The 23,676-nt window shown below is 69.6% G+C and carries 17 protein-coding genes; 11 read left to right on the top strand and 6 right to left on the bottom strand.

Annotation, left to right across the window (positions count from 1 at the left end; all coding sequences use genetic code 11):
• Positions 1-50 precede the first annotated feature (50 nt).
• Together SLW55_RS03740 and SLW55_RS03735 are read right to left on the bottom strand one after the other, a co-directional pair.
• The gene (locus tag SLW55_RS03740) at positions 51-1,745 is read right to left on the bottom strand and encodes a proline--tRNA ligase (protein ID WP_320744600.1); all 1,695 of its coding nucleotides are present in this window, start codon (positions 1,743-1,745) and stop codon (positions 51-53) included.
• 100 nt (positions 1,746-1,845) lie between these two features.
• Positions 1,846-2,238, bottom strand: a complete 393-nt coding sequence (locus SLW55_RS03735) for a DUF4124 domain-containing protein (RefSeq protein ID WP_267094838.1) — start codon at positions 2,236-2,238, stop codon at positions 1,846-1,848.
• Between the two features lie 77 nt (positions 2,239-2,315).
• Between SLW55_RS03735 and pssA the strand changes: the two genes are divergently transcribed.
• From pssA to SLW55_RS03715, 4 genes are all read left to right on the top strand, one after another.
• Entirely contained in the window at positions 2,316-3,092 is a 777-nt protein-coding gene (gene pssA, locus SLW55_RS03730; RefSeq protein WP_017913906.1) for a CDP-diacylglycerol--serine O-phosphatidyltransferase, read from the top strand.
• 14 nt (positions 3,093-3,106) lie between these two features.
• Positions 3,107-3,583: a hypothetical protein gene (locus SLW55_RS03725; protein WP_320744652.1), complete on the top strand. Its 477-nt coding sequence runs from the start codon at positions 3,107-3,109 to the stop codon at positions 3,581-3,583.
• Positions 3,580-4,068, top strand: coding sequence for a ribosomal protein S18-alanine N-acetyltransferase (gene rimI, locus SLW55_RS03720; protein ID WP_017907927.1), 489 nt, complete (start codon positions 3,580-3,582; stop codon positions 4,066-4,068). Before SLW55_RS03725 ends, rimI begins: the two co-directional genes overlap by 4 nt.
• 615 nt (positions 4,069-4,683) lie before the next feature.
• A complete protein-coding gene (locus tag SLW55_RS03715) occupies positions 4,684-5,838 on the top strand; it encodes a pectate lyase (RefSeq protein ID WP_017916640.1) in 1,155 nt (384 codons plus the stop codon).
• A gap of 447 nt (positions 5,839-6,285) precedes the next feature.
• On the opposite strand, the gene SLW55_RS03710 is transcribed toward SLW55_RS03715, so the two are convergent.
• The 3 genes from SLW55_RS03710 to SLW55_RS03700 all read right to left on the bottom strand — a co-directional run bounded on the left by SLW55_RS03710 (position 6,286) and on the right by SLW55_RS03700 (position 11,425).
• Positions 6,286-9,291 carry a valine--tRNA ligase gene (locus tag SLW55_RS03710; protein ID WP_320744598.1) on the bottom strand — a complete coding sequence of 1,002 codons (3,006 nt, stop codon included), beginning with the start codon at positions 9,289-9,291 and terminating at the stop codon, positions 6,286-6,288.
• A gap of 115 nt (positions 9,292-9,406) precedes the next feature.
• The gene (locus tag SLW55_RS03705) at positions 9,407-9,832 is read right to left on the bottom strand and encodes a DNA polymerase III subunit chi (RefSeq protein ID WP_026144777.1); all 426 of its coding nucleotides are present in this window, start codon (positions 9,830-9,832) and stop codon (positions 9,407-9,409) included.
• 111 nt (positions 9,833-9,943) lie between these two features.
• Positions 9,944-11,425 (bottom strand): leucyl aminopeptidase, encoded by a 1,482-nt coding sequence (locus SLW55_RS03700; protein ID WP_017916643.1) that lies wholly within the window; start codon positions 11,423-11,425, stop codon positions 9,944-9,946.
• Positions 11,426-11,532: 107 nt separating this feature from the next.
• Between SLW55_RS03700 and lptF the strand changes: the two genes are divergently transcribed.
• From lptF to SLW55_RS03685, 3 genes are read left to right on the top strand one after another with little or no spacing between them, the layout of a single operon-like run.
• Positions 11,533-12,618 (top strand): LPS export ABC transporter permease LptF, encoded by a 1,086-nt coding sequence (lptF, locus tag SLW55_RS03695; protein WP_010343579.1) that lies wholly within the window; start codon positions 11,533-11,535, stop codon positions 12,616-12,618.
• A complete protein-coding gene (gene lptG / locus SLW55_RS03690; protein ID WP_017916644.1) occupies positions 12,615-13,721 on the top strand; it encodes an LPS export ABC transporter permease LptG in 1,107 nt (368 codons plus the stop codon). Before lptF ends, lptG begins: the two co-directional genes overlap by 4 nt.
• A gap of 2 nt (positions 13,722-13,723) precedes the next feature.
• Positions 13,724-14,056, top strand: a complete 333-nt coding sequence (locus SLW55_RS03685; RefSeq protein ID WP_017913039.1) for a hypothetical protein — start codon at positions 13,724-13,726, stop codon at positions 14,054-14,056.
• A 189-nt stretch (positions 14,057-14,245) separates the two neighbouring features.
• On the opposite strand, the gene SLW55_RS03680 is transcribed toward SLW55_RS03685, so the two are convergent.
• The gene (locus SLW55_RS03680) at positions 14,246-14,722 is read right to left on the bottom strand and encodes an RDD family protein (protein ID WP_295965402.1); all 477 of its coding nucleotides are present in this window, start codon (positions 14,720-14,722) and stop codon (positions 14,246-14,248) included.
• 210 nt (positions 14,723-14,932) lie between these two features.
• Here SLW55_RS03680 and xerD point away from each other — a divergent pair, with 210 nt between their 5' ends.
• From xerD to purL, 4 genes are all read left to right on the top strand, one after another.
• Complete coding sequence (xerD, locus tag SLW55_RS03675; protein WP_267100354.1) at positions 14,933-15,907, top strand: site-specific tyrosine recombinase XerD; 975 nt, start codon at positions 14,933-14,935, stop codon at positions 15,905-15,907.
• Between the two features lie 57 nt (positions 15,908-15,964).
• Positions 15,965-18,160, top strand: a complete 2,196-nt coding sequence (locus SLW55_RS03670; RefSeq protein ID WP_320744594.1) for a hypothetical protein — start codon at positions 15,965-15,967, stop codon at positions 18,158-18,160.
• A 106-nt stretch (positions 18,161-18,266) separates the two neighbouring features.
• Positions 18,267-19,073: a DsbC family protein gene (locus tag SLW55_RS03665; protein WP_017915605.1), complete on the top strand. Its 807-nt coding sequence runs from the start codon at positions 18,267-18,269 to the stop codon at positions 19,071-19,073.
• 300 nt (positions 19,074-19,373) lie between these two features.
• Positions 19,374-23,429, top strand: a complete 4,056-nt coding sequence (gene purL, locus SLW55_RS03660) for a phosphoribosylformylglycinamidine synthase (RefSeq protein ID WP_320744592.1) — start codon at positions 19,374-19,376, stop codon at positions 23,427-23,429.
• The last annotated feature ends 247 nt before the right edge of the window (positions 23,430-23,676 follow it).

The following is a 23,676-nucleotide window of genomic DNA, read 5'->3' as shown; positions in this document are numbered from 1 at the left end:
TGACGGCCGCGTAAAGAAAAAGGGCCGGGATATCCCCCCGGCCCCTTTCGTCACGCCTGCAGGCGTGCCAGCAAGGCGCTTCGATCCAGGTGTTCGGCATCGCCGCCGCTGCGCGCGCGATATTCGAAGGTGCCGGCGGCCAGGCCCCGCTCCGAGACCACCACCCGGTGCGGAACGCCGATCAATTCGATATCGGCGAACATCGCGCCGGGGCGCAGGCCGCGGTCGTCCAGCACGGCATCCAGCCCGGTTTGCTGCAGCTCCGACAGCAATGCCTCGCCGGCGGCGTCGACCGCCGGGTCGCGCTTGGGATTGATCACGCACACCGCCACCGTCCACGGCGCCATCGGCTGCGGCCAGCGGATGCCGGCGTCGTCGTGGTTCTGCTCGATCGCCGCAGCGACGATGCGGGAAATGCCGATGCCGTAGCAGCCCATCGCCAGCGTCACGGTCTTGCCGTTCTCGTCCACCACGGTGGCGTCCAGCGCCTGCGCGTACTGGCGGCCGAGCTGGAACACATGGCCGACCTCGATGCCGCGGGCCAGGCGGATCTCGCCGCCGTCGTGGGCGCGTTCGCCCTCGACCACGTTGCGCAGATCGGCCACGGCGTCCGGTTCCGGCAGGTCGCGGCCCCAGTTGACCCCTGCCAGGTGGAAGCCGCGTTCGTTGGCGCCGACCACGAAGTCGGCCAGCGCCGCCACGTCGCGGTCGGCGACCACGCGGATCGGCTGGCGCGGGCCCAGCGGGCCGAGGAAGCCCGGTTCACTGCCCAGATGCGCAAGGATCTCGGCCTCGTTGGCCATGCGATAGCCGGCCAGGCCGGCGACCTTGCCCAGCTTGATCTCGTTGACCGTGTGGTCGCCGCGCACCAGCGCCAGCACGAAGGTCTCGCCGGCCATCACCGCCACCGACTTGACCGTGCGCTGCAGCGGGATGCCGAGCAGCTCGGCCACCGCCTCGCAGGTCTTCTGGGTGGGCGTGGCGACCTTGCGCAGTTCCTCGCTCACCGCCGGGCGCGGGGCCGGCGGCGCGGCGACGGCGGCTTCGACGTTGGCCGCGTAGTCCGAACCGGTGGAGAACGCCAGCGAATCCTCGCCGGAGGCGGCCAGCACATGGAATTCCTGCGAGGCGTCGCCGCCGATGTCGCCGGAATCGGCCTGCACCGCGCGGAACTGCAGCCCCAGGCGGGTGAAGATGCGGGTGTAGGCCGCCTTCATGTTCTCGTATTCGCGCGCCAGGTCCTCGTCGCTGATGTGGAACGAGTAGGCGTCCTTCATCAGGAACTCGCGCGCGCGCATCACCCCGAAGCGCGGGCGGATCTCGTCGCGGAACTTGGTCTGGATCTGGTAAAAGTTGACCGGCAACTGCTTGTAGCTGCTCAGCTCCTGCCGCGCGAAATCGGCGGCGGCCTCTTCGGCGGTCGGGCTGTAGCAATAGTCCTGTTCCTTGCGGTCCTGCATGCGCAGCATCAGTCCGCCGAACTTGCTCCAGCGCCCGGTGGCGTCCCACAGCTCGCGCGGCTGGATGGTCGGGAACAGCACTTCCACCGCGCCGGCGCGGTTCATTTCCTCGCGCACCACCGCTTCCACCTTGCGCAGCACGCGCAGGCCCAGCGGCGACCAGGTGTACAGGCCGGAGGCGAGCTTGCGGATCATGCCCGCGCGCAGCATCAGCTGGTGGCTGACCAGTTCGGCGTCGGCCGGGGTTTCCTTGGTGGTGTGCAGGTGGAACTGGGAAAGGCGCATCGAGGGGCTTCGCAGACGGCGGGTCGCCCATTTTGCCAGTCATTGCCGGCGCTGCGGGCATCGCCCGCGGCCGGCCGCGCGCGTTCGGGGCGCGTTCGGCTTACTTTGCGGGTACGGCGGCCGGGGAGCAGTAGGCCTTGATCGCGGCCTCGGCCAGGGCTTTCTGCGCGCCGCGCTGGGATTCGTCCAATTCCCCGTCCGGCTTGCCGTCGCCATCGCTGTCGGTGGTGATCTTGCCGGGCTTGTCGAGGATGTCCAGGTTCTTGCGCGCGGTCAGGCACTTGGCGTTCTCGGCCGGGGCTGCCTCGGGCGTCTCGGTCGGGGCATCGCCACGGGTGTCGACCTTGCGCACCTGGTACTTGCCGCCGGGGGGCGGGGTCTCGGCATAGTGGGTGACGCCCTGCGCGTCCTTCCATTGGTACAGGGTGGTGGCGCCGAGCATGCCGCTGACGGCGAGCAGGGGCAGGCAGCAAAACCGGGGCAGGGCGCGCATCTCGGTCTCCAGGGCGCGGCGGGAGCGCCGATTGCAGCACCCGCCGACGGGCCTGGCAAGTCGATTAGACTGGCGGGATGGACCCATCCCGACCGCCCCCCCGTTCGCGCACCATCTACCTGCTGCCGAACCTGTTCACCACCGCCGGCCTGTTCTCCGGTTTCTACGCCATCATCGCCGCCGCCAACGGCCAGTTCGTGCACGCCAGCGTGGCGGTGTTCGTGGCCGCGGTGATGGACGGGCTGGACGGGCGCGTTGCGCGGCTGACCGGCACCAGCAGCGAATTCGGCGTGCAGTACGACTCGCTGGCCGACCTGGTCAGCTTCGGCATGGCGCCGGCGCTGGTGATGTACCACTGGTCGCTGTCGGCGCTGAAGTTCGACGGCAGCATGCTGGGCCGGGTCGGCTGGTCGGCGGCGTTCCTGTACGCGGCCTGCGCCGCGCTGCGCCTGGCCCGCTTCAACACCCAGGTCGGCACGGTCGACAAGCGCTGGTTCGTGGGCCTGGCCAGTCCGGCCGCGGCCGGGCTGATGATGGCCTTCGTGTGGTCCTTCGCCGACGGCTCGCTGGGCTGGGACGGCGAACAACTGCGCTATGTGGCGCTGGGCCTGACCGTGACCGCGGCGCTGCTGATGGTCAGCCGCATCCGCTTCTGGAGCTTCAAGGGCAGTGGCGAGAAGGGTCCGCGGACCGACCGGGTGCCGTTCCTGATGCTGGTGCTGGCGCCGATCGTGCTGGCGGTGCTGGTGATCGATCTGGCGCGGGCGCTGCTGGCGATCGGCGTGCTGTACGCGCTGTCCGGCCCTTGCCTGTGGCTGTGGCGGCGCTGGCGCAAGGTGCCGGACGCGGCATGAGCGAGCCCGCGTCCATGCATGTGCCGTTGTGGTCGGCCGAACAGGTCGGCTGGCTGCAGGCGTTGGGCTACACCGTGTATGTGGATGCCGCGGCCGTGGTCGAGCCCGAGCCCGTCCCGTCGCCGGCGACCGAGCCGGCGACGCCGGTGCAGCGCGCGCCATCGGCATCGGCGCCGCCGCGTGGCGGCCATGCCGCCGACATGCCGGCCGGCGACGCACCGGAGCGGCGTCGCGCACCTGCGCCCCCGGCACCGGCGGTGCAGCCGGACGCGCCGCGTGCGGCGCCCGCGGCAGGTACGCGCCGGGTCGGGCTGCGCCTGCCCGACCGTCTGCAGATCGCCCTGCTGCGCGCCTCCGGACTCAACCCCAACGATCCGGCCACGCAGGCGCTGATGGCGACCTGGCCGCTGGACGAACTGCGCGGCAATGCGGCGGCCAAACGCGCGCTGTGGCCGCAGTTGCGCGCGCTGCGCAAGCGGGCGCCGCGATGAGCGCGCTGGGGTCTGCATCGGCGCCCACGGCCACGCTGCGCGCCTTGCGCGAGGCCGATCTGGACGCGGTGATGGAGATCGAGCGCCGCGCCTATCCATTCCCCTGGACCCGCGGCATCTTCCGCGACTGCCTGCAGGCCGGTTACCCGGGCTGGGTGCTGGTGGAGGAGGGCACGATCGTCGGCTACGGCGTGATCAGCGTCGCCGCCGACGAGGCGCACATCCTCAACGTCTGCGTGGCGCCGGAGCGGCAGTCGCGCGGCTACGGCCGGCTGCTGCTGCGCGCGCTGATCAAGTACGGTGTCGATCTCGGCGCGCGCCGGGTGTTCCTGGAAGTGCGGCCGTCCAATCCCAATGCGATCGCCCTGTACCACAGCGAAGGCTTCAACGAGATCGGCCGCCGCCCGCGCTACTACCCGGCCGCGAACGGCCGCGAGGACGCGCTGGTGATGGCGATCGAGCTGTTCTTCGACGGCATGTCCTGAGCTCCTGCGCGTCCGCCGCGGGCGGCGTGCGGTTTCGTTCGAGTGCTGCCGCCTGGATGCGGAAGGCGGTGGCGCAAGCGCCGGGGTAGGTGATACCGGCCTACTCCCGCCCGCGCGGCGGCACTGCGCCGCATGCGTCCCCCAACCTGATCCTGGCGATGCCGCTGCAGGCGGTCGGCGGTGGCGCCGGCAGTGTTCGTTGTGGCAATCGCACCTGCGTGCTGCGTGTCGATGGGCGAGGCCCGGCGGCTGCCACCTGCCGTTTGCGGCTTTCGGTGTTTTTGCGCTGTCGCAGGCGGCTTCCGCAATGTCGCCTTCTGTCGGTGGGACAGCGTTGTTGTCCCGCAGCGATGGTGCCGCGGCGCCCTGGCGCGCGCAGGCGATTCGTGCGACGTGGTTCACACATTGTGCGGTTGGATCGCGCATTTCTCCAACGCCTCTTTACACGTGCCACGCGCTGCCTACAGTGCGCGCCTCTTCGGCGCCTGCCTCCCACGAAGGCATGACCCGCAGTTGTCCGAGGGGACAGCGATCGCGCAGGCGTCGCCGTGCATTCCGCTGCTGCGGAGCGCGCGCGCCTGCGTCCAAACCACGCACGCTCACGAGGTTTCCAGGATGACCACGCAGTCCCTCATCGCTTCATCGCCACGCTCGCCGCTGCGCACGTTCGGCCTGGCCCTGTGCCTGGCCGGCCTGGCCGGCGCCGCCCATGCCGACGCCAGCCTGGAGGTCGCCAGCACCGGCTGGGCCACGCAGAACGGCGGCACCAAGGGCGGTTCCAAGGCCGCTGCGGCCGACGTCTACAGCGTCAGCACCGCGGCGCAGCTGAAGGCAGCGCTGAAGGCCAGTGCCGGCAGCAACGGCCGCATCATCAAGGTCAACGGCATCATCGACATCAGCGAAGGCACGCCGTACAGCACCACCGCGGACATGAAGAGCCGCGCGCGCCTGGACGTGCCCACCAAGACCACGCTGATCGGCGTCGGCAGCAACGCCGAGATCCGCGAGGGCTACTTCTACGTCAAGGCCAACGACGTGATCGTGCGCAACCTGACCATCGAGAATCCATGGGATCCGCAACCAGTATGGGATCCGAACGACGGCAGCGCCGGCAACTGGAACTCCGAATACGACGGCATGACCATCGAGGGCGCCAGCAACGTGTGGGTGGACCACGTGACCTTCACCGACGGCCGCCGCACCGACGACCAGAACGGCACCGCCAACGGCCGCCCCAAGCAGCACCACGACGGCGCGCTGGACATCAAGAAAGGCGCCAACTACGTCACCGTGTCGTACTCGGTGTTCAAGTCGCACGAGAAGAACAACCTGATCGGCTCCAGCGACAGCGCCTCGAGCACCGACAGCGGCAAGCTCAAGGTGACCATCCACAACACCCTGTTCGAGAACATCTCCGCGCGCGCGCCGCGGGTGCGCTTCGGCCAGGTGCACCTGTACAACAACTACCACGTGGGCAGCACCAGCAATTCGGTGTATCCGTTCTCCTACGCGCACGGTGTCGGCAAGGAATCGAAGATCTTCTCCGAGAACAACGTCTTCGACATCAGCGGCGTGAGCAGCTGCGACAAGATCGCGGCCGACTACGGCGGCAGCGTCTACCGCGATTTCGGCTCGCTGCTCAACGGCCAGGCGCTGACCTGCTCGTGGAACAACAACATCGGCTGGACCCCGCCGTACACCTATTCGCTGTTGCCGGCGAACAAGGTGGCGGCAGACGTCAAGGCCAAGGCCGGCGCCGGGAAGCTCTGAGGGATCGCTACGCCGCCGCCTGGAAGGCCGGGCGGCGGTGTGCGTGTTGCGTGGAATGCCAGTGCTCGGGCGCAGAGCCGCTTTCAACGTTGGCCGCGCTCGTCGCAGGTGCGTTGTGGGAGCCAACTGTGGGAGCGACTTCAGTCGCGACGAGCGAAGTGCAGATCGCCATCGGCTTCGATAGCAGTCTGGGCTAAGTCCTTCCACCAGTGCACCAAACAACTCGCCGAGAATTTCTGTGGGAGCGACTCCAGAGCGGATCCAATGACGACGGGGACCCGCTGCAGGAGCGGCTTCGGCCACGACAGACAGCATTGCTTGCCGTCTGATGGTGCAGCGCGTCGGGACTGAAGTCCCTCCCACATCGCGCATCCGTCAGACGCGCGATACTGCATGATGATGCCTCCGCCACCGCCGTGATGGGCGGAGGCGGCCCAATCGCTCGCGCTACAGCTTGGCGCGCTGCGCGCGCAGACCGTCGAGTTGCGCGCTCCAGTCGGCCAGGCGCTGGCGTTCCTGCTCGACTACCGCGGGCGGCACCTTGTCGGTGAACTTGCCCAGCTTGGCCTCGCTCTTGTCCTTCTCCGCGGCGACGCGGGCGATCTCCTTGTCCAGACGCAGGCGTTCGGCATCCAGGTCGACCAGGCCTTCCAGCGGCACCAGCAGCGTCAGTTCGCCGACGATCGCGGTGGCCGCGGCCGGCGACGGCGCGCCGTCGTCCAGCCACTGGATGGACTCCAGCTTGAGCAGGAAGCGCAGCTGCGCGGCGAAACGTTCGATTCGCGCGCGGTCTTCTGCCTGGCCACCCTGCAGCAGCAGCGGCACCTGCCGCGACGGCGCCACCTGCAGTTCGCTGCGCACGCGGCGCAGCGCCGACACCATCGCCTTCAGCCATTCCACGTCGGCCGCGGCGCCGGCGTAGGCGGCCACGTCCATCGCCGCCGCCTCCGGATAGGGCTGCAGCGAGATGGTCGGTGTGGCGATGCCCAGGCGCGGCGCCACCTGCTGCCACAGCTCCTCGGTGAGGAACGGGGTCAGCGGGTGCAGCAGGCGCAGCAGGGTTTCCAGCACGTGCAGCAGGGTGTGGCGGGTGCTGTCGGCGGCGGCCGCGTCGTCGCCGCTCAGCGCCGGCTTGGCCAGTTCCAGGAACCAGTCGCAGAACTCGTTCCAGGCGAATTCGTACAGGCACTGCGCCAGCAGGTCGAAACGGTACGCGGCGAACTGTGCCTGCGCCTCGGCCGTGACCACCTGCAGGCGCAGCAGGATCCACTTCTCGGCATCGGTGGCCGGTGCAAGCGAGGCTGAACCGGCATTCGAAGCGGTGTCCGCGTGGTTCGCCACCTGGGCGCGTGGCGACGCGTTCGTGATGGTCGCTGCGTCCACATCGTCCTGGCGCGTGTTCATGAGCACGAAGCGGCTGGCATTCCACAGCTTGTTGCAGAAGTTCTTGTAGCCCTCGGCGCGACCCAGGTCGAACTTGATATCGCGGCCGTGGCCGGCCAGTGCGGCGATGGTGAAGCGCAGTGCGTCTGCGCCGTGGGCGATGATGCCCTCGGGGAATTCCTTGCGCGTGGCCTTCTCGATCTTCTCGGCCATGCGCGGCTGCATCAGCCCGGTGGTGCGCTTGGCGACCAGGTCCTCGATGCTGATGCCGTCGATGATGTCCAGCGGATCGAGCACGTTGCCCTTGGACTTGGACATCTTCTGCCCGTCCTTGTCGCGGATCAGGCCGGTGATGTAGACGTCGCGGAACGGCACCTTGCCGGTGAAGCTGTCGGTGGCCATGATCATGCGCGCCACCCAGAAGAAGATGATGTCGAAGCCGGTGACCAGCACGCTCGACGGCAGGTAGCGGTCGAAGCCGCGCTCGGCCATCGCCTGCGGATCCGGCCAGCCCATGGTCGAGAACGGCCACAGCTGCGAGGAGAACCAGGTTTCCAGCACGTCGCTGTCCTGATGCAGGGCGACGTCGGCGCCGAGGCCGGCCTTGGCACGCGCGTCGGCCTCGTCGCGGCCGACGTAGTACTTGCCCGTGTCGTCGAACCAGGCTGGAATGCGATGGCCCCACCACAGCTGGCGGCTGATGCACCAGTCCTGGATGTTCTCCATCCAGTGGCGATAGGTGTTGATCCAGTTCGGCGGCACGAACTGGATCTGCCCGGACTCGACCAGTTCCAGGCCGCGCTTGGCCAGCGCATCCATCTTCACGAACCACTGGTCGGTGAGGTACGGCTCGATCACCTGACCGGTGCGGTCGCCGCGCGGCACCTGCAGCTTGTGCGGCTTGGTCTCGACCAGGATGCCCTGTTCCTCGAGATCGGCCAGCACTGCCTTGCGCGCGTCGAAGCGGTCCAGGCCGCGGTATTTCTCAGGGATCACCCATGTCGTCGGTTCACTGCTGAGGGGGCCTTGGTCGGAGACATCCACGCCAGGAAAATTCGATGCGCGTTTCCCGGTAAAAGTAAAGTCGTCCAACTCACTGGATTTGAGCTTGGCCTCCTTGGTGAACAGATTGATCATCGGCAACCCATGCCGCACGCCGACCTGGTAGTCGTTGAAGTCGTGCGCCGGGGTGACCTTGACCACGCCGGTGCCGAACGCGCGGTCGACGTAATCGTCGCCGATCACCGGCACGCGGCGGCCGGTCAGCGGCAGCGTCACCGTCTTGCCGATCAGGTGCGCATAGCGCGCATCCTCCGGGTGCACCATCACCGCGGTATCGCCGAGCAGGGTTTCCGGGCGGGTGGTGGCGACCACCAGGTAGTCGCGGGTCTCGCGCAGGGTCTCGTTGCCGTCGGCATCGTGCTCGACGTGTTCGTAGCTGGCGCCGTCGTCCAGTTTGTAGGCGATCGACCACAGGAAGCCGTCTTCCTCGACGTTCTCCACCTCCAGGTCGGAGATCGCGGTCTTCAGCACCGGATCCCAGTTGACCAGACGCTGGCCGCGGTAGATCAGGCCCTGTTCGTGCCAGCGCACGAAGGCCTCGATCACCGCCGCCGACGGCTGCGGATCCATGGTGAAGGTGCTGCGCGACCAGTCGGCCGAGGTGCCGAGGCGGCGCATCTGCCGCTCGATGGTGTCGCCGGAATGCTGCTTCCACTCCCAGACCTTGGCGATGAAGCCGTCGCGGCCCAGCGAATCGCGGGTCTCGCCCTTGCCTTCCAGGGTCAGGTTGCGCGACACCACCATCTCGGTGGCGATGCCGGCGTGGTCGCTGCCGACCTGCCACAGCGTGTCGAAGCCGCGCATGCGGTGGTAGCGCACCAGCGCATCCATCAGCGTCTGCTGGAAGGCGTGGCCCATGTGCAGCGTGCCGGTCACGTTCGGTGGCGGCAGCAGCACGGTGTACGGCGTGCCTTTCCCGGACGGCACGAAGTAACCGGACGCTTCCCATTGCGCGTACAGGCGCGATTCGAAGGAGGTGGGATCGTAGCTGGAGGCGAGGGTGGTCATGGGCTGGGAATCGGGAATCGGGAATGGGGAATCGATGGAGCGCAGAGCAGGGGCCGCCTCAATGCGGCGCTTGGAGAAACGATTCCCGATTCTCCATTCCCGATTCTCCGCTTCATCACATATCGTGCTTGCTGACCGCGTAGCCCTGGGCCTTGTACTGCTTCCAGCGCTCGCGCAGCGGGTCGCGCGCGGATGGGTCGGCCGGCACCACTTCGAGGACGCGGTCGCAGGCGCCCAGGTAGGGCGCATCGCGCAGGTTGATCACCAGCGGCCGCTGCGGCGCGTCGACGCCGGGCGGGACGATCAGCACCTGCGCCTCTTCCTCGTCGGCATCGGCGTCGGCGATCTGGTGCGGGATGTAGGCGTCGGCATCGAACGCCCACAGCAACTCGTCCAGCTCCTCGGCCTGGGCCATGTCGCGCGCCAGCACCAGCGTCCACAGGTTGGCGTCGTTGGCCTTGCGCGCCAGTTCGCACACCAGCCGCAGCGGTTCGTTGAGGAACCGCGGCTTGGCGATCAGGTAGAAGTCGGCGCGCATCAGGACTGGGAGTGGGGAATGGGGAATAGGGAATGGGAACAGCGGGTGGCGGCGCGTGCGCCGCCTCCGGTTGGGTCAGACAGGGCGCTTTTCACGATTCCCGATTCCCGGTTCTCAATTCCCGGCCGCAACGCGGTCGAGCAACCACTGCGACAACAAGCCCACCGGGCGGCCAGTGGCCATGCCGCGCTTGCCTTCGTCGCTGGCCACGCCGGCGATGTCCAGGTGCGCCCAGCGCTGGCCTTCGGTGAAGCGCGACAGGAAGCAGCCGGCGGTGATCGCGCCGGCCCAGCGGCCGCCGATGTTGTAGACGTCGGCAAAGCTGGAATCCAGCAGGCCCTGGTACTCGTCCCACAGCGGCAGGCGCCAGGCGCGGTCGAACACGTGCTCGCCGGCGGCCAGCAGTTCGGCGGCCAGGTCGTCGTGCTTGCTCATCAGGCCGGCGGTCTGGTGGCCGAGGGCGACCATGCAGGCGCCGGTGAGGGTGGCCACGTCGATCAGCGCCGCCGGCTTGAAGCGTTCGGCGTAGGTCAGCGCGTCGCACAGGATCAGGCGGCCCTCGGCGTCGGTGTTGCCGACCTCGATGGTCTTGCCGGACATGCTGGTGATCACGTCCGACGGGCGATAGGCGTTGCCGTCGATCGCGTTCTCCACCGCCGGCACCACCACCACCAGGTTCAGCGGCAGGCGCGCGGTCGCGGCGGCGACGAAGGTGCCGATGACGTTGGCGCCGCCGCACATGTCGTACTTCATCTCCTCGATGCCGCCCTGGGTCTTCAGGTTGACGCCGCCGGTGTCGAAGGTGATGCCCTTGCCGACCAGCACGTAGGGCTGGGCGTCGCCGCCGCCATGCCACTTCAGCACCAGCAGGCGCGGGCGGTTGGCCGAGCCGCGCGCCACCGCCAGCAGCGAGCCCATGCCCAGTTCCTGCATCTGCGTCTCGTCGAGGATCTCGGCCTCGGCGCCGTCCACGCCCCGGGCGAAGGCGGCGGCGGTCTCGGCCAGGTAGGCCGGGGTGCACAGGTTCGGCGGCAGGTTGCCCAGTTCGCGGGCGAATTTCACGCCGGCGGCGATCGCCTCGCCCTGGGCCAGCGCGTCGGTGTCGTCGCCGTGCACGGCCAGGCGTGCGAGGCCGCTGTCGTCGGGCTTCTTCTTGCCGAGGGTGGCGGTGTAGCGGTAGCAGGCGTGGTCGCTGGCGATCACCGCCTGGCGGATCGCCCAGGCCTGGTCGCGGCCCTTGACCTCCAGCTCGCTCAGGGTCAGCAGCGCGCTGGCCGCCGGCCCGCTCTTGAGGGCGCGCGCGGCGTCGCCGACCGCCTTCAGGTACTGCGGCACGCCGAACTTGGCGGCGTCGCCCAGGCCCACCGTCAGCACGCGCGGCGCCTGCACGCCGGGCAGGTCGTGGAGCAGGGCGGTGGCGCCGGTCTTGCCGCTGACGTCGCCGCGCTCGGCCAGCGCGGTCAGGCGTCCGCCGCTGGCCGCGTCCAGGGCCTGGGCGGCCGGGGACAGGCGCTTGTCGGCGAACACGCCGACGACGATGCAGTCGAACGCCGCGGTGGCCGGGGCGTCGTGGTTCAGGGTGAATTCCAGGGCCATTGATCAGATTCCGTTGGCAAATCCGTACAATCGCGGACTCTTTACCCCCAGTCGGATAGGCTGGGGCAGCCGCGAACGAATCCGAGAGTTTAAATCAACCCACCCCCATGCCGAAGCTCGATCGATACCTGCTGCGCGATTTCGTCCAGAGCTTCTCGGCCACCCTGATCGTGCTGCTGGTGGTCAGCGTCGGTGGTGTGCTGGTGGACATCCTGGGCAACATCGCCGATGGCCGCATCCCGGCCAAGTTGTTGTTTTCACAGCTGGGCCTGCAGTTCGTGGTGTACCTGCCGCTGATTCTGCCGCTGGCGCTGATGCTGGGCCTGCTGCTGGCGCTGGCGCGGCTGTACCGCGACTCGGAAATGGCGGTGATCACCGCCATCGGCGTGGGTCCGCGGCGCCTGCTGCGGCCGATCCTGATGCTGGTGATCCCGGTGGTGACCCTGGTCGGCATGTGCTCGCTGTGGCTGGGCCCCTGGGCCGACCGTACCTCCGACCGGCTGATCGACGAGGCCAACCATAGCCTGCTGATGGCCGGGCTGGAGGCCGGGCGCTTCACCCCGCTGTCCGACGGCGGCATCGTCTACATCAGCACCCTGTCCGGGGACGGCACCAAGCTCAGCAAGGTGTTCATGCAGCGGCAGAAGGACGGCCGCCTGGACGTGGTCACCGCGCAGCGCGGCGCCATGTTCTTCGAGGGCAAGGCCGACCGCTACCTGCGCCTGGAGGACGGCTACCGGGTCGAGGGCCCACTGGCCGGCGACGGGCTGGACTACCGGATGATGCGCTTCGTCAGCAACGACGTGGCGCTGCCCGACCGCAACGCCGCGCGCAAGGACGATGACCCCGAACTGCTGCCCACCGCCAAGCTGATCGGCGATCCGCGCCCGCAGGCCAATGCGCAGTTGCACGCGCGCCTGGCGCCGCCGCTGCTGGCGCTGGCCTTCGCGCTGTTGACCCTGCCGCTGTCGCGCAGTTCGCCGCGGCAGCAGCGCTATGGCCGGATCATGCTGGCGTTCCTGGCCTACCTGGTCGGCACCAACCTGATGTTCCTCGGCACGCAGTGGCTGAGCACCGAGAAGCTGCCGCGCGCGCTCGGCCTGTGGTGGCTGACCCTGCCGTTGCTGGCCTTGTCGGTGTGGATGTACCTGCGCGATGGCCGGCTGTCGCGGCCGCGGAGGCAGCCGGCATGAGGCTGCGTCCGAACCTGCACGATGTGTACGTGGGCCGCGCCGTGCTCGGCACGGTGCTGCTGACCTGGGCGGTGCTGCTGGGCCTGGACGTGATCATGGCCCTGTCCAACGAGTTCAAGGTCATCGGCACCGGCAGCTACAGCCTGGGCCATGCCGCCGCGTTCGTGGCCTACACGGTGCCGCGCCGCGCCTACACCCTGTTCCCCACCGGCGCGGTGATCGGCGTGCTGATGGGCCTGGGCCAGCTTGCGGCCACCTCCGAACTGACCGCGCTGCGCGCGCTGGGTCTGTCGCGGCGCCGGCTGAGCCTGGCGGCGGCCTCGACCATGGCGGTGCTGACCGTGGTCATGGTGGTCAACGGCGAGACCCTGGCGCCATGGGCGCAGAACCAGGCCGACGCGATCAAGGCCAACGCCAAGTACAACGGCGACATGAGCATGGCGCGCTATTCCGGGCTGTGGGCGCGCGAGGGCAACACCTTCCTCAATGCCCAGGCCGGCGAAGAGCACCTGGAGGACGGCGGCGGCACCTGGCTGGAGCTGCGCGACGTGCGCCTGTACACGCTGGACGAGAGCGGCCGGCTGGCGTCGCTGACCCATGCCGCCATCGCCGAGCACCGGCACAACGGCTGGACGCTCAAGCAGGCCTACCGCGACACCTTCGCCGAACGCTCGGTGCAGCGCGAGAAGTTCGACAGCCTGCCGTGGCAATCGCAGTTGGACGCGGCGGCGCTGGCTTCGGGCCTGGCCAAGCCGCGCAACCTGTCGGCGCGCGACTTGCACACCAGCATCGAGTACCGCCGCCGCAATGGCCTGGACGCGCGCGACTACGAGGACCAGTACTGGAGCCGCTGGTTCTATCCGCTGAATGTGCTGGCGCTGTGCTTCGCCGCGATCCCGTTCGCGTTCGGCGCGCTGCGCAGCGGCGGCATGGGCAAGCGCCTGTTCCTGGGCATCCTGTTCGCCCTGGTGTTCTGGCTGCTGCAGCTGTTCTTCGGCCGCATGGCCGGCGCCCTGAAGTTCGACTACCGCATCGCCTACGCCTTGCCGCCGCTGGTGATGCTCACCGTGTCCTGGTTGCTGTTCCGCAAACGCAGCAGTTAGCGATGCGGCGTCCGAGCACCACTGGCCTGGTGTTCTGCCTGTTGTATGCGGCGGTGATCGTTGGCTGCCGCTGGATGGCGAGCAATCTGCAGGTCGATGGCCATCTCCAGGCAGGGTTGCGGCAATTGCCGTTCGTTCCAATCACCCTTCCGCTGGCGATGCTCGACCTGTTGCCATGGTTGGAGCGGTTGCCGAGGGTCGTCGCATACGCGCTGGTGCTGCTGCCCATGTTCTGGGCGAGCTACTGGCTGGGTCGGTCCTTGGAGCGGTGGATCGGTGGTGTGGTCGCCTCGCGCAGGGCCGCATCGGCGCGCAGGCATGCTGATGGGGGGTGATGCTGTTCGGCGTTCTCGCCAGTGCTCGCCGATCGGCGTCGATGTCGTGCTGGATTCGCCATGCGCGCTTCCGTTCGACGATGCGTCCAACGACATGAGATAGGTGCCGCTGGCCCTGTCGTGCCGCGCCGCAGTGGTCCCGATGTGGCAGGAGTGGTCGGCGCGCCGCCGCGCGCCTGTGTGCTGCGGTCAGGGCTTGGCTTTGGGCAATCGTGTCAGATAGGTGCCGCTGGCCCTGTCGTGCCACGTCAACCGCTCCCGATCAAAAAGCGCCCACCAGAACCCCAGCCCGCCCAGCAGCAACGACACCGTGCCGACCAGATAGCGCCGCCACAGCGCGCCCCAGCCTGGCGCGTTGCCGTCGGCACCGTGCAGGCGCAGCCGCCATGGACGCATGCCCAGGGTCTGGCCGCCGCGACGCCAACTCAGCGTCGCGTACAGGCCGGCGACCACCCAGCAACACAGCCACAGCAGCCACTGCAGGGCGCTGAAAGGAGCGATGTTCTCGCGCGGCGCATGGCCTTCCAGCGTGTAGCCGAGGGTGAACAGCGTCGAGACCACGAACCACAGCGCCAGCACCGGCCAGGCGTCGTAGAACAGTGCCAGCAGCCGCCACAGCAGCAGCGCGCGTGGACGGGGGGCGGAAGCGGGAGGCGGTGCGCTCATCGACACAGCTTAGAGCCAGTCGCACGCTTTGCGGTGGACTGCGTTGCGCGCGGCTCGGGCATGCGCAGCCCTGCGCTCGTCCCGCCCACATCGACCTTGCGCCCCCCGGCAAAGCCGCTAGGCTTTCCCGATTCCCGATTCCCGATTCCCGATTCCCGATTCCCGATTCCCGATTCCCGCTTCCCGCTTCCCGAATCTCCAATCCCCAAAATGCCCTCCCTGCATTCCCCCGCCGAACGCCGCCAGCAGACACAACGGCTCGCGCCGCTGCGTGAGGCCGATGCGGCGGCGATCCAGCAGTTCCTGGATGCGGCCTGGGCCGAGCAGGGGTTGGCGCGGCAGAGCCTGGACAGCTACCGCCGCGACCTGGAGGGCTTCGCGCGTTGGCGCGACGGTGCCGGCGGCGGGTTGGCCGGTGCCGATCGACAGGCGCTGTTCGATTACCTGGCATGGCGTACCGAGCTGGGCTATTCGCCGCGCAGCAACGCCCGCTGGCTGTCGTCGCTGCGCGCGTTCTTCGCGCTGCGCGTGCGCCGCGGCGAGCGCAGCGACGATCCGACCGCGCTGCTGGAACCGCCGCGGCTGCCGCGCTCGCTGCCCAAGGCGCTGGCCGAGAGCCAGATCGATGCGCTGCTGGCGGCGCCGGACGCGACCGCGCCGGCAGGTCTGCGCGACCGCGCCATGCTCGAGCTGATGTACGCCGCCGGCTTGCGCGTCAGCGAGCTGGTCAACCTGCCGGCCAACGCAGTGAATCTGCGCCAGGGCGTGCTGCGGGTCACCGGCAAGGGCAGCAAGGAGCGGCTGGTGCCGCTGGGCGAGGAATCGCAGCACTGGCTGCAGCGCTACCTGGACAGCGCCCGTCCGGCGCTGGCGGCCGGGCAGGCGGTGCCGGCCAGCGATGGCGTGGTGCCGCTGTTCATCGATGCCGCACGGCGCGCGCTGACCCGCCAGCAGTTCTGGGCGCTGGTCAAGCGCTATGCGGCGGTGGCCGGAATCGATCCTGCACGGATCAGCCCGCACGGCCTGCGCCACAGCTTCGCCACGCATCTGCTCAACCGCGGCGCCGACCTGCGCGCGCTGCAGATGCTGCTCGGCCACAGTTCCCTGTCCACCACCCAGATCTACACGCTGGTGGCGCGCGAGCACCTGCAGAGCCTGCACCGCAAGCATCATCCGCGTGGCTGAGCGGCAACTGCAGCTGCCGCTGGCGATGGCATCCTTTTCCTTCCATCGAGTGCGTCCATGAGCGAGTTGCGACATCGCGTTTCCCATGCGCCAGCACGAGCTTGTGCCGGCCTGCTGCTGCTCGCGCTCGGCAGCGCGTTCGCGGCCGGGCCGGTGCAGCCGTCCGCCATGCCGGCGGCCGAGCCTGGCGACAGCGCGTGGCAGATCGCGGCTGCCGGCACGGCGCTGGAGGCGCAGGCACCGGCGGTGCGTCGCCACGAGGATCTGCTGTTCTGGACGCTGCCGGGCGGGCAGCGCGAACCGGCCACGGCTGCGCATCTGCTGATCGCAGCGCCCTATGCCCAGGTGCAGGCCGCGGTACGTGGCGTCGTGCAGGCGCAGGGGGGCTTCCAGGAAGGCAACGAGACCTTGCCGCTGTCGTATCTGCCCGACGATTGGGGCCGGGTCCTGCTGTCACGCCGCCAGGACCTGCGCGCGGCGCTGGCCGAGCGCTTCGCGCAGCCGATGCTGCAGGCGGCGGTGGAGCAGGGCGCGCTGACTGAGGAGGAGGCGCGCACGCGCCTGCAACAGGCGCGCGAGCGCAGCGATTGGGCGCCACAGGATCGCGCCGAACTGGCTGTGTTCCGCGAGACGCGCTATGCGGAATACTGCGCCACGCGCAGCGAACGCCAGGGACTGAGCGGGCGTCTGGAACTGAGGGTATGCGTCTTCGACATGACCGCGGCCATGGGGCATGCGACCACCGCGCTGAGCATCGAGCGCACCGACAACTACGCCAATCCGGATTACAGCGTGATCAGGCAGATCACCCAGTTCAATCCGCTGGGCGGTGCGTCGCAGCCGTCGCGGTTGAGCCAGCGCGTGGTGCCGGCGGTGCTGTTCCAGGCCGTGCGCCAGGCGCTCGCCGCGAGCGTGCCGCAGCAGCCGGTGCGTGTGGCCGCGTCGCCGTTGGCATGGACGCAGCCGCCGCAGCGCGCCGGTGCGGTGCCGGCCATCGCGTTTGTCCCGCCGCGCAACGACGTGCCGCTGTTGCCGTTCGACGCGCTGCCCTGGGACGCGCTCGGCGGCGAACTGGCCACGGCGGACAGCGGCGCCCGCTACCCGCGCGATCTGCTGGCGCTGCCCGACGGCGATCTGTTGCTCAGCATGCAGGTGCTGGGCGGGACGGGCGCCAGCACCCGGCTGTGGCGGCTGCATCACGACGGCACACGCTGGCAGACGGAAACGGTCTGGCAGGGCGAGGGCGGTGCGCAACGGCTGATGTCCGATGCGCAGGGCAGCCGCGTGTGGTTCCTGGCCGGCGCCGCTGGCGAGTCCGCCGTCCTGTATGTCTATGACGTCGCCTCGCGGCGCCTGCATCGCTACCGGGTCGATGGCGAGGGCAGCGATGGCGACGCGCGCTGGGAACTGGACGCCGCGCAGCGCCCCGTGTATTTCGATCACAGCTACGCTGGCGGTGGCGGCGCGTTCGGCAGCAGTCGGTTCATCCTGAATGCGCCGACCGCCGCGGTACCGGCGGCGGATGGACCCTGGGCGTTCGCGCCGGTGTTCGGCGCGCCGAGACAGGCGTTGATGGATGCGGCGAAGAAGGGCAATGCGCAGCTGTGGCCGGTGCGCCTGCGCGACCCGCATGCGCTGTGGGTGGAGGATGCCCAGGGCATCGCCGCCCTCGATCCGACCAGCGGGCGTGTCCTGCGCGCGTTCGCGTTGCCGCAGCGTTTCGGTCGCCCCGATCCGGCCGACGCCTCCGGCGTGGCACAGTGGGTGCCCACCCCGTTGGGGTCGCTGCAGGGTCGCTGGATCGCCAGCGGCTTCGTGCTGATGCTGGCCGACCACGGCACCGGGACGCCGCAGTTCGCGCCGTCCGGCGCGTCGAAGGCGCAGCCCGAAGCGCGCTTCGTCGGTATGCACGTGCTGGATATGGACGACGGCCGCGTACGCCTGTCGGCCTTGCTGGGGTGCGCCGACGCGCTGAAGGCGGCGGCCCGTTCGGCGCACGGCCGGCTGCTGGCGCTGGGCAGCGATGCCCCCGCCGCAGCCGGACCGCAGCTGGCGCTGTGGCAGATCGCCGCCGCGCAGACACCGCTGCGCTTGGCCTCGCCGGCGCGCGGTTCGCTGAACGCACTGGCGTTTTCGTGGGACGGCGCCACGCTCTGGGCCTTGACCGATGGCGGCCTGCTGCGCTGGTCGTTGCCACTGGCGCTGCGCGATCCGGCGGGTGCGGGCGGCTATCCGGAGCACGCGAAATATTGATCCGCGCCCTTGCTGCGACGGCGTGCCCCCCGCTCAGCCTGTCTACATCGAGCGGACAAGGGGGTATGCGACAATCCAGCCGGTTCGCAGCCCTCATGGATAGCCAATGCTCCGTTTTGCTCTTTTTGCGCTGCTGTGCGCCACTTCTCTTTCCGCCTGCGCGCAGCCGGCTTCGCCCACCGGCGGCGCTGCCGCTGCCAAGCCGGCCGCCGCCGCTCCTGCCGGCGCACCGGGCGAGCAGCGCGTACGCTCGGCGCTGCTGCAGCTCGATCCCAACTTCAAGCCCGACTACATCGGCGCCGCGCCGTTCCCCGGCTTCCGCGAAGTGGTGGTCGGCGGGCAGGTGCTGTACGTCTCCGACGACGGCCGCTACCTGTTCCAGGCGCAGCCGTTCGACATCCAGGAAAAGCAGTTCGCCTCCAGCGAAGGCCTGCTGAGCTACCGCCGCAAGCTGCTGGAATCGGCGCCGCGTGCCGACCGCATCGTGTTCGCCCCGGCCAATCCCAAGTACACCATCAGCGTGTTTACCGACATCGAATGCGGCTACTGCCGCAAGCTGCACAGCGAGATCGGCGAGCTCAACAAGCAGGGCATCGCCGTGGAGTACCTGGCGTACCCGCGCATGGGCCTGGGCAGCCAGGACTACAAGGACATGGTCGCGGTGTGGTGCGCGGCCGACAAGAAGCAGGCGCTGACCGACGCCAAGGCCAACGGCAAGGTGCCGAGCGCGACCAACTGCAAGAACCCGGTGACCATGCAGTACAACCTGGGCCAGCGCCTGGGCGTCAACGGCACCCCGGCGATCTTCGCCCCGGACGGCACCCAGATCGGCGGCTACCTGCCCCCGGCCAAGATGCGCGAGGCGCTGGACAAGCGCGCGGCGGAAGCGACCAAGGCGGGCGGAAGCCGCTGAGCGGCCGGGAATGGGGAAACGGGAATCGGGAATGGGTGCGACGTCGCTCGTTCCCGCGGCCACGGCCGCTGAACGCCCGTCTCTCCCCCTTGGTCGGCGGTGCGGCCTTTGCGCCACCGTTGGTGCCACCGCGCGTTTTGCCGCTGGAGCACCGCGTCCGCTGTCGCCCAACCACCTCTAGCACGTCCGCTGGCGCCGACCCCGCTCGGCGGCCGGCTGTGCCGATTCCCCATTCCCGAATCGCCATTCCCAGCTCTCCGCTACAATAGCCAGCCCGTTTCCTCACACGGTTCCCCGGACATGATCGTCCTCGAGGGCGCTTCCGCCCTTTCGCCGTTCCGTCGCGCTCGGCTCGAAACCCGCCTGCAGTCCCTCGTTCCCGGCGTGCGCATCGTCGGCGCCTGGCACGTGTACTTCCTCGACGGCGACGACGCCGGGCAACTGGACCTGGTGGCGGCCCGCCGCATCCTGCAGGCGCAGGACGCGCCGGCGCCGGCCGACGCGGACACCTGCTCGCGCTACGTGGTGCCGCGGCTGGGCACGCGCTCGCCGTGGTCGAGCAAGGCCACCGAACTGGTCCGCGGTGCCGGGCTGGCGATCCGCCGGGTCGAGCGCGGTACCCGGCTGGACCTGGCCGGCTGGCCCGAGGCGCCGGCCGACCAGGCCGCGCTGGCCAAGCTGCTGCACGATCCGATGACGCAGTCGCTGCTGGACGGCGCCGCACAGGCGCAGGCGCTGTTCCAGGCGCCGGCGCGCGGTGAGGTCGAGCGTATCCCGCTGGATGCGTTGGAAGCGGCCAATGCGCGCCTGGGTCTGGCCCTGGCCCAGGACGAGATCGACTACCTGCGCCAGCGCTTCGGCGAGCTCGGCCGCGATCCGGCCGACGTGGAACTGATGATGTTCGCGCAGGCCAATTCCGAGCACTGCCGGCACAAGATCTTCAACGCCAGCTGGACCATCGACGGCAAGGAGCAGGACCGCTCGCTGTTCCGGATGATCAAGCACACCCACCAGCAGACCCCGCAGCACACGCTCAGCGCGTACAGCGACAACGCGGCGGTGGTGGAAGGCCATCCGGCCGCGCGCTATCGCCCGGATCCGGCCAGCGGCGAGTACCGCAGCGAGGCGATGACGCCGTCGGCGTTCTGCATCAAGGTCGAGACCCACAACCACCCGACCGCGATCGCGCCGTTCCCGGGCGCCTCCACCGGTGCCGGCGGCGAGATCCGCGACGAGGGCGCCACTGGCCGCGGCGGCAAGCCCAAGGCCGGCCTGACCGGCTTCAGCGTCTCGCACCTGCGCATTCCCAGCCTGCCGCAGCCGTGGGAAGGCGCGCGGCCGCTCAACCCGCGCATGGCGCCGGCGCTGGAGATCATGCTGGACGGCCCGCTCGGCGGCGCCGCGTTCAACAACGAATTCGGCCGGCCCAACCTGCTCGGCTATTTCCGCAGCTTCGAGCTGCCGGAGACGCAGGACCTGACCCGCGCCTACGACAAGCCGATCATGCTGGCCGGCGGTCTGGGCGCGATCGATCGCGTGCAGGTGGAGAAGATCCCGCTGCAGCCCGGCGATGCGGTGATCGTGCTCGGCGGCCCGGCGATGCTGATCGGCCTGGGCGGCGGCGCGGCCAGTTCGGTGGCTTCCGGCGACAGCGCCGAGGACCTGGATTTCGCCAGCGTGCAACGCGACAACCCGGAGATGGAGCGGCGCGTGCAGGAGGTCATCGACCGCTGCGTGGCGCTGGGTGCGGACAACCCGATCCGCTGGTTCCACGACGTCGGCGCCGGCGGCCTGTCCAACGCCATTCCCGAACTGCTGCACGATTCCAACGTAGGCGGCCTCATCGACCTGGACCGCGTGCCCAGCGACGACCCGTCGCTGTCGCCGATGCAGCTGTGGTGCAACGAATCGCAGGAGCGCTACGTGCTCGGCGTGCCGCAGGCGCGACTGGCCGAATTCGCCGCGATCTGCGAACGCGAGCGCTGCCCGTTTGCCGCCGTGGGCGTGGCGACCGCCGAGGAACGGCTCGTCGTGGGGTACGGGGTGCTCGGCGGTGGGAATGGAGAATCGGGAATCGGGAATGGTGAAAAGCCGGCCGGCTCCGCTGTTGCCCATTCCCCATTCCCCACTCCCCATTCCCAGCATCCAATCGATCTGCCCATGGACGTCCTCTTCGGCAAGCCGCCGAAGATGCATCGCGACACCCGGCAGCCGCCGGCGCCGCGCTGGCCGGAGCTGGACACCGAGGCGCTGGACCTGCGCGAGGCCGGGCTGCGTGTGCTGGCCCATCCGACCGTGGCGGCGAAGAGCTTCCTGGTCACCATCGGCGACCGCAGCGTCGGTGGCCTGACCGCGCGCGAGCAGATGATCGGTCCCTGGCAGCTGCCGCTGGCCGATTGCGCGATCACCCTGGCCGGCTTCGACACCCACGCCGGCGAGGCGATGGCGATCGGCGAGCGCACCCCGCTGGCCCTGCTCGACGCCGCCGCGGCCGCACGCATGGCGGTGGGCGAGGCGATCACCAACCTGTGCGCGGCGCCGGTGCAGGCGCTGGACCAGGTCAAGCTGTCGGCCAACTGGATGGCCGCGGCCAACCACGACGGCGAGGACGCGCGCCTGTACGCCGCGGTCAAGGCGGTGGGCATGGAACTGTGTCCGCAACTGGACCTGAGCATCCCAGTGGGCAAGGACTCGCTGTCGATGCAGGCGCAGTGGGCGGTGACCGCCGTGAATCGGGAATCGGGAATCGGGAATGGCGAAAAGCGCGATGCGTCCGCCACCGATGCCGCTGCTTCTCCGATTCCCGATTCCCCATTCTCCAGTCCCGTCGAGACGCACAAAAGCGTCTCGCCCGTCTCCCTCATCGTCTCCGCCTTCGCGCCGGTCGCCGATGCGCGGGCGCAGTTGACGCCGTTGCTGGCGCGCGAGGCCGAGAGCGAGTTGTGGTTGATCGGGCTGGGCGGCGGCAAGCAGCGCCTGGGCGGTTCGGTGCTGGCGCAGGTGCATGGCGACGGTGCGCTGCCGGCGTTCGGTGGGGCGGTGCCGGACCTGGACGATCCGCAGCGGCTGCGCGCGTTCTTCGAGCTGATCCGCGATGCGCGCGAGGCCGGCCTGCTGTTGGCGTATCACGACCGCAGCGACGGCGGCGCGTTCGCCGCGCTGTGCGAAATGGCGTTCGCCTCGCGGCAGGGCCTGGACATCACCCTCGATGCCTGGGGCGACGATCCGTTCCGCAGCCTGTTCAACGAGGAACTGGGCGCGGTGGTGCAGGTCGCGCGCGAAGACCGTGCGGCGTTCGCCGACCTGGTCGAGCGCCATGCGCTGACCGAGTGTGCGCAGCGTATCGCCCGCCCCAGCACCGCTGCGGCGGTACGCGTGGGCCTGGGCGGCAAGACCCTGGCCGAATGGCGTTGGGACGAGTTGTTCGATGCCTGGTGGTCGGTGACCCACGCCATGCAGACGCTGCGCGACAACCCCGACAGCGCCGCCGAGGAACGCGCGCTGGCGCGCGATTTCGCCGCGCCCGGGCTGAAGCCGAAACTGGCCTTCGACCCGGCCGAGGACGTCGCCGCGCCGTTCGTCGCCAGCGGCCAGCGGCCGAAGGTGGCGATCCTGCGCGAGCAGGGCGTCAACGGCCAGATCGAGATGGCCAATGCGTTCGAGCGCGCCGGCTTCCGCGCCTTCGACGTGCACATGAGCGACCTGATCGCCGGCCGCGTCGACCTGGCCGACTTCGTCGGCCTGGCCGCCTGCGGCGGCTTCAGCTACGGCGACGTGCTCGGCGCCGGCCGCGGCTGGGCCACCTCGATCCTGGAGCGGCCGGCGCTGCGCGATGCCTTCGCCGCGTTCTTCGCGCGTCCGGATACCTTCGCCCTCGGCGTGTGCAACGGCTGCCAGATGCTCAGCCAGCTCAAGGACATCATTCCCGGTGCCGAGCACTGGCCGCGCTTTCTGCGCAACCGCAGCGAGCAGTTCGAGGCGCGCACCAGCCTGCTGGAAGTGGTGGAATCGCCGTCGATCTTCCTGCGCGGCATGGCCGGCTCGCGGATCCCGGTGGCGGTGGCGCACGGCGAAGGCCGCGCCGAGTTTGACACTGCCGTGGACCAGGCCGCCGCGCGTGTGGCGCTGCGCTTCGTCGACGGCCATGGCGCCGTCGCCACGCAGTACCCGCTGAACCCGAACGGCTCGCCCGACGGCATCACCGGCCTGACCAGCGACGACGGCCGGGTGACCATCCTGATGCCGCACCCGGAACGCACCCTGCGCTCGCTCAACCTCAGCTGGCATCCGGCCGAGTGGCCGGACGAGGCGCCGTGGCTGCGCATGTTCCGCAACGCGCGGGTGTGGGTGGGCTGAAGCCCGCCCTGGCGCGCTCGCCGCGATGGCGACGCGCCTGCCTGGTGCGCTGCCGACGGCGACGTGTTCGGCGACCTGATCGCGTCCTGGCGCTGGCCCTTGCCGGCGCGCCGTCGGCAATGCCTGTAGCCGCGATGTTTGGGGCGGCGCTGCCGGCTGCGTTGCTCGGGTCTGTGCCGCGCTGCCATCGCTGTGGGATGCAGAATGCAGTGCCGGGATTCGTGGCGTGGCGCATGCGCCGAATCGC

It is taken from the genome of Xanthomonas sp. LF06-19 (assembly GCF_034105425.1).
In the GTDB taxonomy this organism is placed as follows: domain Bacteria; phylum Pseudomonadota; class Gammaproteobacteria; order Xanthomonadales; family Xanthomonadaceae; genus Xanthomonas_A; species Xanthomonas_A sontii.
This window is presented reverse-complemented; position numbering and strand designations above follow the sequence as displayed.